Origin of the sequence: Pseudomonas sp. 43NM1, from assembly GCF_002836905.1 — a bacterium.
GTDB classification, from domain to species: domain Bacteria; phylum Pseudomonadota; class Gammaproteobacteria; order Pseudomonadales; family Pseudomonadaceae; genus Aquipseudomonas; species Aquipseudomonas prosekii.
The window spans coordinates 119057-133986 of the sequence record NZ_MKGS01000113.1 but is presented as its reverse complement, the minus strand read 5'-3'; the positions used below and the strand labels follow the sequence as shown (position 1 = coordinate 133986).

13 protein-coding genes are annotated in these 14930 nt (G+C 52.5%); 6 read left to right on the top strand and 7 right to left on the bottom strand.

Going from position 1 to position 14930, the window contains the following annotated elements:
* Positions 1-43 precede the first annotated feature (43 nt).
* The 6 genes from guaA (at position 44) to tadA (ending at position 10097) form a co-directional block, all read left to right on the top strand.
* The gene (guaA, locus tag BI292_RS10690) at positions 44-1621 is read left to right on the top strand and encodes a glutamine-hydrolyzing GMP synthase (RefSeq protein ID WP_092278488.1); all 1578 of its coding nucleotides are present in this window, start codon (positions 44-46) and stop codon (positions 1619-1621) included.
* Between the two features lie 443 nt (positions 1622-2064).
* A complete protein-coding gene (locus tag BI292_RS10685) occupies positions 2065-3210 on the top strand; it encodes a DNA cytosine methyltransferase (protein ID WP_101207864.1) in 1146 nt (381 codons plus the stop codon).
* The gene (locus BI292_RS10680) at positions 3207-6176 is read left to right on the top strand and encodes an ATP-binding protein (protein ID WP_101207863.1); all 2970 of its coding nucleotides are present in this window, start codon (positions 3207-3209) and stop codon (positions 6174-6176) included. Before BI292_RS10685 ends, BI292_RS10680 begins: the two co-directional genes overlap by 4 nt.
* Positions 6169-8061, top strand: a complete 1893-nt coding sequence (locus BI292_RS10675; protein WP_157831248.1) for a response regulator receiver domain — start codon at positions 6169-6171, stop codon at positions 8059-8061. Before BI292_RS10680 ends, BI292_RS10675 begins: the two co-directional genes overlap by 8 nt.
* A gap of 162 nt (positions 8062-8223) precedes the next feature.
* Positions 8224-9600 (top strand): multicopper oxidase family protein, encoded by a 1377-nt coding sequence (locus BI292_RS10670; protein ID WP_101207861.1) that lies wholly within the window; start codon positions 8224-8226, stop codon positions 9598-9600.
* Complete coding sequence (tadA, locus tag BI292_RS10665) at positions 9600-10097, top strand: tRNA adenosine(34) deaminase TadA (protein WP_101207860.1); 498 nt, start codon at positions 9600-9602, stop codon at positions 10095-10097. Before BI292_RS10670 ends, tadA begins: the two co-directional genes overlap by 1 nt.
* Before the next feature lie 130 nt (positions 10098-10227).
* Here tadA and cmoB read toward each other — a convergent pair whose 3' ends face one another.
* The 7 genes from cmoB to BI292_RS10630 all read right to left on the bottom strand — a co-directional run bounded on the left by cmoB (position 10228) and on the right by BI292_RS10630 (position 14906).
* Positions 10228-11184 carry a tRNA 5-methoxyuridine(34)/uridine 5-oxyacetic acid(34) synthase CmoB gene (cmoB, locus tag BI292_RS10660; protein WP_092278507.1) on the bottom strand — a complete coding sequence of 319 codons (957 nt, stop codon included), beginning with the start codon at positions 11182-11184 and terminating at the stop codon, positions 10228-10230.
* Positions 11181-11960: a carboxy-S-adenosyl-L-methionine synthase CmoA gene (gene cmoA / locus BI292_RS10655; RefSeq protein WP_178076565.1), complete on the bottom strand. Its 780-nt coding sequence runs from the start codon at positions 11958-11960 to the stop codon at positions 11181-11183. Before cmoA ends, cmoB begins: the two co-directional genes overlap by 4 nt.
* 161 nt (positions 11961-12121) lie before the next feature.
* Entirely contained in the window at positions 12122-12598 is a 477-nt protein-coding gene (locus BI292_RS10650) for a hypothetical protein (protein ID WP_101207859.1), read from the bottom strand.
* Between the two features lie 78 nt (positions 12599-12676).
* Positions 12677-13123: a hypothetical protein gene (locus BI292_RS10645; protein WP_101207858.1), complete on the bottom strand. Its 447-nt coding sequence runs from the start codon at positions 13121-13123 to the stop codon at positions 12677-12679.
* 112 nt (positions 13124-13235) lie between these two features.
* Positions 13236-13892, bottom strand: coding sequence for a lysoplasmalogenase (locus tag BI292_RS10640; protein WP_178076564.1), 657 nt, complete (start codon positions 13890-13892; stop codon positions 13236-13238).
* A 2-nt stretch (positions 13893-13894) separates the two neighbouring features.
* Complete coding sequence (locus tag BI292_RS10635; protein ID WP_092278515.1) at positions 13895-14302, bottom strand: protease inhibitor I42 family protein; 408 nt, start codon at positions 14300-14302, stop codon at positions 13895-13897.
* 163 nt (positions 14303-14465) lie between these two features.
* On the bottom strand, positions 14466-14906 hold the full coding sequence (locus tag BI292_RS10630; protein ID WP_101207856.1) for a hypothetical protein: 441 nt from the start codon (positions 14904-14906) through the stop codon (positions 14466-14468).
* Positions 14907-14930 lie beyond the last annotated feature (24 nt).

The following is a 14930-nucleotide window of genomic DNA, read 5'->3' as shown; positions in this document are numbered from 1 at the left end:
CTGAATCACGACTGTTTCTGAATTACTTAGACGAGACTGAATCATGGCCCTCGACATTCACGCTCACCGCATCCTGATCCTCGATTTCGGTTCCCAGTACACCCAGCTGATTGCCCGCCGCGTGCGCGAAATCGGCGTGTACTGCGAACTGCATCCGTTCGACATGGACGACGAAGCGATTCGCGAATTCGCACCGAAGGGGATCATCCTCGCCGGCGGCCCCGAGTCGGTACACGTTGCTGACAGCCCACGCGCGCCGCAAGCGGTGTTCGACTTGGGCGTACCGGTTTTCGGTATCTGCTACGGCATGCAAACCATGGCTGAACAGCTGGGTGGCAAGGTCGAAGGCTCCGAGCTGCGTGAGTTCGGTTATGCCCGCGTTGACGTAGTCGGCAAGAGCCGCCTGCTCGACGGCATCGAAGACCACATCGACGCCGACGGCCTGTTCGGCCTCGACGTGTGGATGAGCCACGGTGACAAAGTCACCAAGATGCCGCAGGAATTCCACATCCTCGCCAGCACCCCTAGCTGCCCGATTGCCGGCATGTTCGACGACGCTCGCGGCTACTACGGCGTGCAGTTCCACCCGGAAGTGACCCACACCAAGCAGGGCGGCCGCATCCTGTCGCGCTTCATCCTCGACATCTGCGAGTGCGAAGCCCTGTGGACGCCGTCGAAGATCGCCGAAGATGCGATCGCCAACGTTCGCGCCCAGGTCGGCACCGACAACGTTTTGCTCGGCCTGTCCGGCGGCGTCGATTCGTCGGTAGTTGCCGCGCTGCTGCACAAAGCCATCGGCGACCAACTGACTTGCGTCTTCGTCGACAACGGCCTGCTGCGTCTGCACGAAGGCGAGCAAGTGATGGCCATGTTCGCCGAGAACATGGGCGTCAAAGTGATCCGCGCCAATGCCGAAGATCAGTTCCTGAACAATCTGGCTGGCGAAAGCGACCCGGAGAAGAAGCGCAAGATCATCGGCCGTACCTTCATCGACGTGTTTGATGCCCAGTCCAACAAACTGGACAACATCAAGTACCTCGCCCAAGGCACCATCTACCCGGACGTGATCGAGTCGGCTGGCGCCAAGAGCGGCAAGGCTCACGTGATCAAGTCGCACCACAACGTGGGCGGCCTGCCGGAAGAGATGAACCTGAAACTGGTCGAGCCACTGCGCGAACTGTTCAAGGACGAAGTCCGTCGTCTGGGCCTGGAACTCGGCCTGCCGTACGACATGGTCTACCGTCACCCGTTCCCGGGCCCAGGCCTGGGCGTGCGGATCCTCGGTGAAGTGAAGAAGGAATACGCCGACCTGCTGCGTCGCGCTGACCACATCTTCATCGAAGAACTGCGCAAAGCCGACTGGTACCACAAAGTCAGCCAGGCCTTCGTAGTGTTCCAACCGGTGAAATCGGTTGGCGTGGTCGGCGATGGCCGTCGTTACGCCTGGGTCGTGGCCCTGCGTGCGGTAGAAACCATCGACTTCATGACCGCGCGTTGGGCACACCTGCCTTACGAACTGCTGGAAACTGTCAGCGGTCGCATCATCAATGAAATCGAAGGCATCTCCCGCGTGACTTATGACGTGTCGAGCAAGCCGCCGGCGACGATTGAGTGGGAGTGATTGGCGGCGCGTGTATCAATTCTGATAAAAGACACCCGTTCTGAAGCCCGCTAAATGCGGGCTTTTTACTTTGTTTTTATCCTTATGATGCTGTTGGACGCTCGCATTCAAAAGGGTAGACTGCTGAAGCCTTCGCTATTATTCAAATGTTATGAAAGACATCGATTGGGTAGGAACGTAGCGTTGATTTAAATCCGTGGGGTGGTTTGACCGCGGTCGCGCGTTTGAAATGAGACTGCTATGCAATCCCACCATTCGGGTTATCTCGCATTGGAGTCAAGCGATAGACTCCAAACGAGCCACCAAATCTCATGGCACGGCGTGGCTCTTGGACGGAATGGATGAAGGTCCGAATTTATGTGCAGTGTTTCTGGATTATTAAAAAAAAGTTTACCAAGCTGATTTATTGACAGGGTAGCCTCAATTGAGCACTCAGAATTCGAATGAATAAAATTTATAGTGAGCCGAAGCCCATTGTTGTCGATTTATTTTCGGGAGCCGGTGGTTTTTCGCTAGCAGCTGTACAAGCCGGTTGTTCAATCGCTATTGCTATTGAAAATGACCCTTATGCAGTAAAAACTTACAAAGCGAATCTGCTTCAATATGATGCTGCAAAAAATGCAACTGTGTTAGATGAAAGTATCTTGGATTATATACCTGAGGACGTTCGCTCAAAATATCTTGGTGATGTTGAGTGCGATCTCCTTTTAGGAGGGCCTCCTTGTCAAGGATTTTCGACACATCGTATACTTGATGCAGGTGTCAATGATCCACGGAATCAGTTGGTTCTTGCTTATTTTCGATTTGTGAAAGCGTTTCGTCCGCGCGTTTTTCTTATGGAAAATGTCCCGGGCATACTTTGGGATCGACACAAGGATTATCTAGAAAAATTCTATAAAGAAGGCGTCAAAGCGGGTTATATAGTCTTCAAACCAGTTGTTTTAGACGCTAGAGATTTTGGTGTGCCGCAGAGAAGGAAGCGAGTGTTCATTTTAGGGATTAGAGACTCAGTAGATGCCGAAGATTTTAAATGGCCTCCAACACCTACGCATGCAGCGCCAGGAAAGGACGTAGGAGATCAGAAAGTCTGGCTAGGTTGCAAGGATGTATTCAGACCAGCATTGAAAACTGATGAAAATGACATTCATATGAATCATGGGCCAGATCTCTTAGAAACGTTTCGCAAAACGCCGCTCAATGGTGGAAGTCGTCGAGACTCTGGACGTATTTTGCCATGTCACGAAAAACACAACGGGCATCAAGATGTGTATGGGCGAATCAATCCCGCTGACCCCGCCCCAACTATGACAACTGCATGTATTAATCCCTCTAAAGGTAGATTTGTTCATCCGACAAAACACCATGGGATCACTTTGCGTGAAGCAGCTAGAATACAGACATTTCCTGATAGTTTTACCTTTGCAGGGGGAATAACTGCAGCCAGCCGGCAAATTGGTAATGCTGTTCCAGTTGAGCTTGGAAAGTATCTGATTCAATATCTCAAGAATAACTTGATGGATAATGATGTCGGACCAGAGCAATTGTACGACCATCCGCGATTTCAAAAAGAAGAAGTTGAGATCTTATGATTGAGACACTTGCCTTTCGGACTCATGCTAGAACAGTTGATCATTTGGGGCGTGAGCAAATAGCTGACTGCCCAACTGCTATTTCAGAGTTGTGGAAAAACGCTTATGATGCTTACGCCCGAAACGTAGCGCTTCACATTTTCGATGATCCAGAGCCAGTAGCTGCCATTTTCGATGACGGGCACGGGATGAATTATGAGGACTTCATAAATCGTTGGCTTGTGGTGGGTACAGACTCAAAATATAATAAAAATACTTCAGATGAAGATGATCGCGACGGGTTAGCAAGGAGAACGAAACAGGGGCAAAAAGGTATTGGCCGCTTATCATCAGCAAATATCGGTCCTCTACTTCTAATAGTTAGTAAAAGAAAAAATAGCGGCTTTGTCGCGGCGCTTATCGACTGGCGGATATTCGAGAATCCGTATCTGGTTTTGTCAGATATAGAAATTCCAGTTACTCAGTTTTCTGATAGATCAGAGCTTTTCAAGTTGCTTCCGCAGTTGTTTGATCGTCTAACCGATAATGTGTGGGGTAGTACTGCTGACGCAAAGCGCGCCGACCGGTTGAAATTGGCTTGGGAAACTTATGATAAGGTCATAATTGAGTCCGACATAACTGCAGAGAAACCATCTGAGCTTATCGCAAGAACTATAATAAATGCGCGCTTCGAAGAACGACATTTTCACCCGTGGTCTGTTTGGAGTGGGGAGAAAGAGCACGGAACCGCCTTGGTTGTATCTGACATAAATTATGACCTCAGGGCGCAGTTACCCTCAATTCAGCTAGATGCCAATGTTAAGATTATTCGGCAAGGATTTTTCGCGACTCTTTCTGCATTTACTGACCCTTATGTCGAAGTGGGAACTAGTGAGTTTAATGCATTTGATCCTGATTTCGCTTACGAAGTTAAAACTTGGGTGAATGATATTTCTCTGCCTATCGTCGAGGACGAGCGAGAGTCGTTAAATCGCGGCGTTACAGACGAAATGGAACACGTTCTATCAGGGAACATCGATGAGGAAGGAGTTTTTCGAGGGCAAGTGAAGGCATTTGGCGAATGGAGAAAACTTGGATCGGATTACGAAATATATCCGCCAAAAGATCTTGCCATACCCAAGGGACCAACTACATTCATTGGCCCCTTCAGTCTGCATATTGCGACCTTTGAACAAATGCGTGTTAATTCCACTCTGTCAGATGCAGATTTCACTCGTTTCGACGGACTTGCTAAGCAACATAGTGGTTTTTTAATTTTCCGCAACGGATTGCGAGTTTTACCGTACGGGCGTGAGGTAAACGATTTTTTTGAAATTGAGAAGCAAAGAAGTATCAACGCAGGTCGCGAATATTGGAATGCAAGGCGTATGTTTGGTCGGATTGCGATTTCAAGGGAATTAAATCCTAACCTGCGTGATAAAGCCGGGCGTGAAGGTTTTATCGATAATCGTGCAACAAAGGTGTTACGGGAAGTCGTGAAAAATATTCTTAAACGCGCCGCCTACGAGTATTTCGGAAGCAGTTCTCACTTGAGGAAAGTATTGCTTCCTGATATTCAAGCACAAAATGAAAGGGAAAAAGCTGAAGAGCAGCGTAAAGAGCTTGCGAAAAACAATGCTAAAAAATTTCGCGCGAGATTGAAGAAGAACTATCCGTTGATGGATCTATTTTTCAATGAAACAAAGAATGTTGTTGACGAGACGCTAATCAGCGATGAGCGAGGACTTGAAGATGCGCAAGCGTTAATTAGTGATCTTAGCAATCGTTTATTAGATTTACGGATTTCTGGTGCGCCGGCGAAACTTGGGGCCGCGGAGGACGATTACCGCGCTTTCAGATCTATGTATGCTGAGGTACAGGATCGTATTCGAACCTTAGAGCAAAATCGAGCTACCGCGATTGAAGAGGTTAAGCCCGCTAGACCTGAAGAAATTGCACAGAAACAACTAAACAGCCATGCGAGTCGTTTACAGGCTAGATTGCGCTTTTGGCGAAAGTCTATAGATGATATGCAGAACGCTGAAAGAGGTCGTGTTTCGAAACTTTTTGAAGAGCGGAATAAAATTTTTCACCATGAGACCATGCCTCTAGTCACTCAGGTTCGTGAGGGTCGATTAGGGCTTGATGATGCGTTGGAGCAAATGAAGTCCCTGTATGCGAGGTTAGATTCGGAAAACGCAGGGACCTTTGAATCTTACTTAGATGCTCTGGAGTTAATGAGTGAGAATATCAATATAGAACTGATTGCTCGACAAGGCACTGCCGATAATATTGCATTGCGTGATGATCTAAATCGCTTAAACCAAGTTGCTCAACTTGGTGTGACTGTGGAAATTTTGGGGCACGAGTTAAGTGCTAATGAGCGAATGATAAGAGAGGGGATTCGACAAATACGGCAATCCGGAGAACCACCAGGCACAAGCCTAGTCATTGAAGGGTTTGATGCTCTGAGTCAGCAGCTCGAGTTTCTTTCTCCTTTGAAAGTCTCAGGCAATCGTGTGCGTAGGCAAATTTCAGGCAAGGAAATTGAGGAATATCTTGTCGGTTTTTTTAGATCTGTGATGAGAAATCGAGAAGTAAAAATACACGCGTCAAAAGCTTTTCGCGATTTTTTTATTTATGAACAGCCTTCCCGTTTGTATCCGGTTTTTGTAAATCTGGTAAATAATAGTGTTTACTGGTTGGTTAGTTCGCAAACGTGTGAGTCAGAAGTTTATCTTTCGGTTGAAGATAAAAGAATTATTGTTTCTGATAATGGTCCCGGTATTAATCCGGTAGATCAAGAAAGTCTATTTAAGATGTTTTTTACACGTAAAACTAGCGGTGGTAGGGGTATTGGTCTTTATCTCTGTAGAGTTAATCTCCTTGCAGGTGGCCATTCGATCGAGTACGCGGTGGATAAAAAATTTCAACCGTTGAGCGGTGCAAATTTCGTAATCAACTTGAGAGGGGCTGACTTTGGCTGAAGTAATGACTTTTAACGATTTGGTTCGTGAAGCGTTTATTAAACCTCTTCGCTCCGTTCTTATTGTTGATGATCAGTATCCTACATGGGAAGAGATTTTTAACTCCAGAGTTACCGGTGACCAACACTCCGTCGGCATTGAGGTTAAGTCATCTAAGAAGACATGGGTCAATTCAGCTGTTGCCGGTGAAGTTTATGGGTTGATAAATGAGTTTCGAACTCAAAAGCCCGGGTTCATCATCGATATTCATGATGGTGTTTCGGAACACCCAACAAGCGAGTCTGCTGGCAATGAAACTCCTCGTGAGTTAGCCAGTCATCTGCATCAGTCAGATTTGCTCATATTGGACTATAATTTAGAAGGTGCGGAGGCTGGGCTTGGTGGAGATATGGCTCGTAAGATACTCGCATCAGTTTTAGATAATCGTCATTTTAATTTAGTTGTTATTCATACAAGTGAAGATCTCGAAGCGACTATGCATCAGTGCCTGATTTCACTGATGAATAGTGCGTCGTCAAGTTTTTCAGAAGAGTGCATGGTACAACTTGATAAGTTGGAAGATTTAATTTCTGAGAAAGAAGATTCTGGAGATTTTGATCGAGGGGCGGTATTGGACAAAGTCGACATGGCCTCGTATCTAGAATTAAGAAAGTCGGAGAAGGCCTTTAACTTAGCTCTCGGAAAATATATGAAGTCTTCCCCGCCTTTTATTGAGCTTAGTGAATGGGGTAGCGGGCTAGAGTTGTCTTTGAAAGACAAGAGGTGCTTTTTTTATTGGGCAATACGGGCTTTCGAAAAGCGTTATCAGAATGATTTTACAAATAAACCACCTCTCGGATTGGTTTGGAAAATTTCTGATGATTCCAAGTGGTTGCGGGCTGCTAGAGGTTTCGTTTGTTTTGTTAAAAAGGGTCCGGAAAACTTATTGGCGATGCTTGAGAGTGCGATTGTCGACTGGAAACCTACACCATCGCGGTTGCTTTCAGCTAAGTACCGAGATGAAGTGAGCCAAATGGGAGTGGAAATTGAAGATCAATCCTTAAAGCAGACGCATGCCTTTGCTAAGTTTTATGACTTGATACTTAATTCCGGAGCTTCCGATCTTCCAGTTGAGCAAGTCAATATTATACGGCGTCATAAGCTAAAAAATCACGTTTCACGTCAGTCCGAAATGCTTTCTTTTTTGGTAGAAGATAGCGTTGCTAATTTCGGTCAGAGGATTTATGACGTTGATGAGTCCGCTGGGTTTGTTTTTAAGACTCATTATGGGGTGGATCTTAATAATGAAAGTGATAAGAGAGCTGCAATAAGTCAATATAATCGTTATATATGTTGTCTTCCATCGAGAACTGAAACTTCTGATTCCATCAGTTTCGATCAGCTGGATAGTGGACACGTTTTTAAGCTCGACGAGACTTGGTGGGTTTGTGCCACACCTGCGTGCGACCTACAACCTGGTCAAAGTACTATAGCTTTCAAAAGTGGTGCTGATGTGAGCTTAAGACCCTTCACTGCGATAAGGCTTCATGCGGTGACCAATTTGGCCGAATTAACGGATCGACACATTAATAGTGGCTCTTATTGTTATGTGGAGTTTGAAGGGAAAATACTAGGTTTGGGTTTGAAGTCTCCAAAAGAAGATTCAAACAATCCTGCAATTCAAAAAGTAGAGTGGCGTGCATTTATTGCTCAGCGTGGCGGTGTGATAGAAAGCGGTAAGCTGAATTTATTAGAGCTTCAATTAGAGCTTGACGATTTAAAGATAAAAAGTGATACGAGAGAAGTCCAGGTTGTTGCCAAATTACGATACGAATATGCTTTAAATTATATCCAGCGAATTGGTACAAGTGTGAGTCGAATTGGGCTCGGGTATGTGGCTTCGTAACATGGTTTCTGCTTCTTGAATGTGGTTTTGGAAGAATGGACTTGCCTTCCACTGTAGGTGAGGCGAAATGATTTAAATTTTACTGTTTCTCAACCGCAGGTGTATCGTATTCGCCTTTTGCAGGCCCCAGGTCTGTCGCTGATACGTGAGGTAGTTGAGTTCATGTCCTTTACCCGTCGACAAATACTCGGTGGTCTGGCCGGTCTTGTGGTGGTTGGCGTGGGGGCCGGTGGTGCGTCGCGTTATTGGCTGGGCAAGATGGCCGACGCAGAGGCCGGCCACGACTATGAACTGATCGCCGCGCCGCTCGACGTCGAACTGGTCGCCGGGCACACAACCCAAGCCTGGGCGTTCGGCCCGTCGGCGCCGGGCACCGAGTTGCGTGTGCGTCAGGGTGAATGGCTGCGGGTGCGTTTCATCAATCACCTGCCGGTCGCGACCACCATCCACTGGCACGGCATTCGCCTGCCGCTGGAAATGGACGGCGTGCCCTACGTCTCGCAGCTCCCAGTGCTGCCGGGCGAATACTTCGACTACCAATTCCGCGTGCCCGACGCCGGCAGCTATTGGTATCACCCGCACGTCAACAGCAGCGAAGAACTCGGGCGCGGCCTCGTCGGTCCGTTGATCGTCGAGGAGCGCGAGCCCACCGGTTTCCAGTACGAAAAAACCCTGAGCCTGAAGAGCTGGCACGTCGATGAAGAGGGCGCGTTCGTCGCGTTCAGCATCCCCCGTGAAGCGGCGCGCGGCGGCACCGCCGGGCGGCTGTCGACCATCAACGGTGTGCCGGTGCCGGTGATCGATTTGCCCGCCGGGCAGATCACTCGCGTGCGCGTGCTCAACCTCGACAACACCCTGACCTATCGTCTGAACATTCCCGGCGTCGAAGCGCAGATCTACGCGCTGGACGGCAACCCGATCACACCGCGCCCGCTGGGCAAGGAATACTGGCTCGGCCCGGGCATGCGCATTTGTCTGGCGATCAGGGCCCCGGCGGCCGGTGAAGAATTGTCGTTGCGCAACGGCCCGGTGCGACTGGGCACCCTGCGTTCGGTGGCCAACAATGACGCGCCGACCCAGTGGCCACCGGCGCTGCCGGCCAATCCGGTGTCCGAGCCGGACCTGGCGAATGCCGAGAAACTCAACTTCAATTTCGAATGGGTCGGCTCGGTCTCGGTCAACGTTGACAACGGCAAGCCGCCGAGCCTGTGGCAGATCAACGGCAAGGCTTGGGACATCACTGACAAGACCTGCGCCGACCGCCCGATTGCCAAGCTCGAAAAGGGCAAAAGCTACATTTTCGAATTGAAAAACATGACGCAATACCAGCACCCGATTCACCTGCACGGCATGAGTTTCAAAGTCATCGCGTCGAATCGGCACAAGGTCATTCCGTACTTCACCGACACCTATCTGTTGGGCAAAAACGAGCGCGCGCAAGTGGCGTTGGTGGCGGATAACCCCGGCGTCTGGATGTTCCACTGCCATGTGATCGACCACATGGAAACCGGCCTGATGGCCGCCATCGAGGTGGCGTGATGCGGCAGATTCGTCCCGCGGCGATTATCGACCGCAGCCGTGACCGCGATTTCATGCGCGAAGCCCTGGCGCTCGCCGCTCAAGGAGCGGCCCTCGGCGAAGTGCCGGTCGGCGCGGTGTTGGTGCAAAACGGCGAGATCATCGGGCGCGGCTTCAATTGCCCGATCAGCGGCAGCGACCCCAGCGCCCACGCCGAAATGGTCGCGATCCGCGCCGCCGCCACCGCTGCCAGCAACTATCGCCTGCCGGGCAGCACGCTCTACGTGACACTCGAACCGTGCAGCATGTGCGCCGGGCTGATCGTGCACTCGCGGATTGCGCGGGTGGTGTACGGCGCGCTGGAGCCAAAAGCCGGGATCGTGCAGAGCCAGGGGCAGTTCTTTACCCAAAGCTTTTTGAATCATCGGGTGGTGTTCGAAGGCGGGGTATTGGCAGAAGAGTGTGGGGCGGTGCTGAGCGAATTCTTCAAGGCCCGAAGGGCTAAACCCGCAGAGTAAACACCGAATTACTGTGGGAGTGAGCCTGCTCGCGATAGCGGACCAACCTTCAACATCTTTGTTGGCTGAAAGGTCCCTATCGCGAGCAGGCTCACTCCCACAGGTTTTTTGGTGACTGGGAGATCGGGGTTTATTTGCGGGCAACGATGACGGCACGCATCGGCGCCGGCAGTCCTTCGACGGTTTTGCTGTGATCGTCCGGATCAAGAAAATCGCTCAGCGACTGATACTTCATCCATTCCGTCCCGCGCTGTTCCTCGACCGTCGTCGTGCTCACATCCACGCAGCGCACGTCACTGAATCCGGCGCGGCGCAGCCACAATTCCAGCGCCGGCACCGACGGCAGGAACCACACGTTGCGCATCTGCGCATAACGGTCTTCCGGCACCAGCACTTGCTGCTGATCGCCGGCAATCACCAATGTCTCCAGCACCAGTTCGCCGCCCTTGACCAGGCAATCCTTGAGCGCCAGCAAATGCTCGATCGGTGAGCGACGGTGATAGAACACGCCCATCGAAAACACCGTATCGAAGCCTTCCATATTCGGTGGCAGATCTTCGAACGGGAACGGCAGATGCCAGGCATTCGGTTCTGACAGGTAACGCTGAACCGCCTGAAACTGGCAGAAGAACAACCAGTTCGGATCGACGCCGATCACGCTGTCAGCGCCGGCGCCGAGCATGCGCCACATGTAATAGCCATTGCCGCAGCCGACATCGAGGATGCGTTTGCCCTGCAAGTCCAGATGCGGCGCGACCCGCGACCACTTCCAGTCCGAGCGCCATTCGGTGTCGACGTGCACGCCGAACAGGTCGAACGGCCCCTTGCGCCACGGCGACAGCCCCATCAGCGCCGTGCGCATTTGCGCGCGGGTGGCATCGTCGCAATCGGTATCGAGCGTCAGACCGTTGAGCAGATCGACTTCGCTCGGCTGAATCTTCGGCAACGCGTCCAGCGCGCTTTGCCAGCGCTCCAGATCGCCGTGACCCTTTTCCATTTTCTTGTCGAGTTGCGCCTGCAACGTGTTGGCCCAATCGGCCAGCGGCGTGCCGGCCAGACGGCGGGCGAGGGGGGACAGATCAATCATGGCAAGGCAATCAACGAGGCAAAGTTAAGACACTGGAACCACGGCACGACTTTCGAGAACCCGGCGGCCAACAGGCGTTCGCGGTGTTCTTCGAGGCTGTCGGGCTTCATGACGTTTTCGATGGCGCTGCGTTTCTGGGCGATTTCCAGCTCGCTGTAGCCGTTGGCGCGTTTGAACGCGACGTGCAAATCGGTGAGCAGCGCATGCTCTTCCAGATCATTGAAACGCAGCTTCTCCGACAGAATCAGCGCGCCGCCCGGCAACAGCGATTGGCGGATGCGGCTGAGCAACGCGGTGCGCTGCTCCGGGGCGATGAATTGCAAAGTAAAGTTCAGCGCCACTACCGAGGCCGGCTGAAAGTCGAGGGCCAGAATGTCACCTTCGATTACCTCGACCGGCAGCAACTCCTGGAACATCGAGTCCTGACCATTAAGGTATTCGCGGCAGCGCTCGACCATCGCCGCCGAGTTATCCACAGCGATCACCCGGCAACCGTCGGTGCGCACATGCCGGCGCAACGCCTGAGTCACCGCCCCCAGCGACGAGCCGAGGTCGTAGAGCACGCTGTTCGGCTGGGCGAATTGCGCGGCGAGCACGCCGAGGTTTTCAACGATGGTCGGGTAACCCGGCACCGAGCGCTTGATCATGTCCGGGAACACCCGCACCACGTCCTCGTTGAAGGCGAAGTCAGGCACCTGGGCCAAAGGCTGGGCGAATAGGCGATCGGGTTCTTTGCTCACGGCAGTTCCAGCGGCATAGGTGGAAAAGGCCGGCATTTTAGCCAAATTGCCCGGGGGATGCGCGGGTTGTCTGATAAACCGTGGGGAAAGTCGATTGGGGGTACTCGTGGCGCGAGAGCGGCGGACAGCGTATTGCAAGGGTCAAAATGGCGGAATGGCTAAACCCGAAACCAGATCTGGCCATTCACAGCTGATTTTTACAGTGGGCGCAGCAATACGATCAGGGTCGCTTTGCCGACGATTTTTAATTCTTCGTTTCTCGCGTTAACGCCTTTGAAGTCGTAACTCAGTGTGTAATGCAGTTTGCTCTCGCTGCTCTCGATCGACTTGACCGAGAACGAGCCGCTCTTCGGTTTGTACTGCAACGAGGTGATCAGGCCCGGGAGCGCGGCGGTCTCGAAGTAGTCGACGGTATTAAACGGAAAGTTGGCATCGCCGACCTGGTAGGTATCGGATTTGATGTTTTTGTCGAAGACCAGGCTGAAGCCTTTTTTCGATGCCCCGGAGATTTCTTCGGCGTTGGCGCAGGCGATAAAAGAAATCAGTGAACTGTTGGGGTCGGCGTCGAATTGGACAGCTTGGCTGAAAAAGGGCACACGGTCGGAAACGACGGCAGTAAATTCGGCGCTGACGGAGACACTGCGTGTGACTGGCGCTTCGTTAAAGATATTCATGAGTACCTTCCCTGTAGAAATCAGTGTGGCTTGAGTGCCACGCCGGATACTAGGCTGCGTGAAGGTTCATGGGTACTGTCAGATCTGACAGGCTCGCAGGGTAAACGCACACTCAACCTTGAAGACTTCGGGAGCCGCATCCTCGACATCGTCCAATTCGAAATCGACATCGAACGTGGCGGAATACACGTTGCTGTGCGGATCCAGGTTGAGATAAACCGAGCCCGTCAGTGGTCGGGTCCGAAAGAATGTGTAGTTTCTGAGTCCTGCGTATCCCAGCAACAGATAGTCATTGGGATAAGGGTGAAAGCCGTTTGCCGGCAACTGCGCGCCGTCCTTCTTCAGCAGGACACTGCACACGGTGGTGTCGCCGGGAAGGCGTTCTTCCCAGGCGCGGCACTCGAGTTTCAGCCAGTTGGTTTCACTGATGATCAATCTGGACGTCGAAAAGCTTTCGCCGGTGCTGGTCGTCATCAGCCAGCGGCCCGCCGCTTCCCTTTCCTGGTCTTCTGAAGCGATTTGCACAGAACATCTCCCTGATAACGGTATTCGCCATTACCGGGAGGATAGGGTGGTGGCTTCAAGGCCGCTACTGTCAGAAATACCAGTTGCAAATGTCGTCAGGAGGGTTGCTGTTTCAGCCAATGTCGCCGGTATCGCGTGGCAGTCTTTTCGAGAATGCCGAGGCGGCGATGCCCCACTGGCCCAACCAGTAACTGAGGATGATGACGTACGGCGCGGCTTGGAACGGCGTGACGAAGCGGTTGATGCCGATCACGCTGTCGGAGAAGACGAACGCCAGCGCGCCCGCCGCCGCCAGCAGCGCAGAGCGTTTCGGCACGTCGGTGCCGAGCCGGGCGAGGGCGCGCCAGAGCATCGCGCTGATCGCCATGGCGTAGACAATCACTGGCACCAGCAAGGGGCCGAGGCCGTTCGATATGAGAATGCCGAGCAGCAGCGCACCGACGCCGAGGGCGATGATCAGCGGCAGGAGTGCCAGGCGCCGGCAATCGCTCAAGTAGGCTTTGAGGTACGCCAGATGCGCGACCAGAAACGCCCCGAGCCCAAACACAAACAGATCCCCCGGCCATGCCAGCAGCACGTCGCCGAGCAGCGAGAAAATCAACCCGAGGCTGATCCAGCGCCGATATTCGGTGGGCGGCGCGTCGTGCAGCCAACCGAGCAGGGCCAGCACCGGCAATGGCTTGACCAGCAGGCAAAGCAGCGCGGCGTGCACGCTCAAACCGTAGAGAAAAGTCACCGCGCCCATCAGCGCGAGGATCAGCCAACCCACGATCAGTTAACCGAAATGGCGCAGTCGAAGGTTTGCACCGCTGGCACTTCGGGAGCCCACGGTTGTGAGTACGTCAGGCGCAAACGGCCGGTGCCGCTGGCGAACGACTGGAAACGCCAGGTCGAAACCCCGGCGCTGCCGACGATGCCGGCGTCTTCCGGATTGCTGTAGACCTCGGGGCTCAATGCGCGCAACACGCCACCGGCGGAATCCTGGATCGACCAGCGATAACCCGTGGTCGGGTTGCTCGGCAGCATCACGATCAGGTTTTGCCCGTTGTGCAGTTTCGCCGGGCATTCGCTTTGTTTTTCCACGGTCACGTTCTGGCTGGTCTGCGAGGCGCAACCGGCCAGCAAAGCGACTGCCATCAGCGCGGCAGCGAGGGGAACAAACAGGCGGGTGGGGGACATAAGGTCAGAGGCTCCGGCATTCACGACGAACGGCGAGCATAACTGAAGATGAGACAAAGTGTGACAGTCAGTCAGGGATGGGCGGCGAGCCGGATTGCCGCATCGCCGCGTTTGGTTTTCTGCCACAGCGGTGATGCAGGTATGCCATAACTCTCCGGGCGGCTTAATTCATCCCTTCAATATAAAACGTGAAGTTACCCTTCAACTCCCGAGTGGCGGTGCCGAGCCCGGACTTCGCCACAATGGTGAACTCTTCAACTTCATAAGTGCGCTTTGGTGTTCCCGCGCCTGTCACCTTGATCCTCAAGGCACCTGATGTGATGGTGTATTGATTAGGCCGTCGCTTTGTCCCGTCATAAGTATGCTCCGTGTAACCGGCGGAGGAGAATGCCGAACCCTGTTGGAGCGGGTATGTTCCGCTGGCAATGTTGCCAAGAAGAGAAAATGAAACATGCCTCTCGCTGTAGGGTTGTCCTTGGTTGACATAAAACGTCAGCGAGTAGTCTTGCGGGTCAAACAGCGTATGAATGAATAAGTCCGTTGATTCGAACGGGACTCGATGGTTCGTGTTGAAGCTTATTTTGCCGTTGATATTCGTGTCCATGAACAATCAATCTCATAGGTGGTT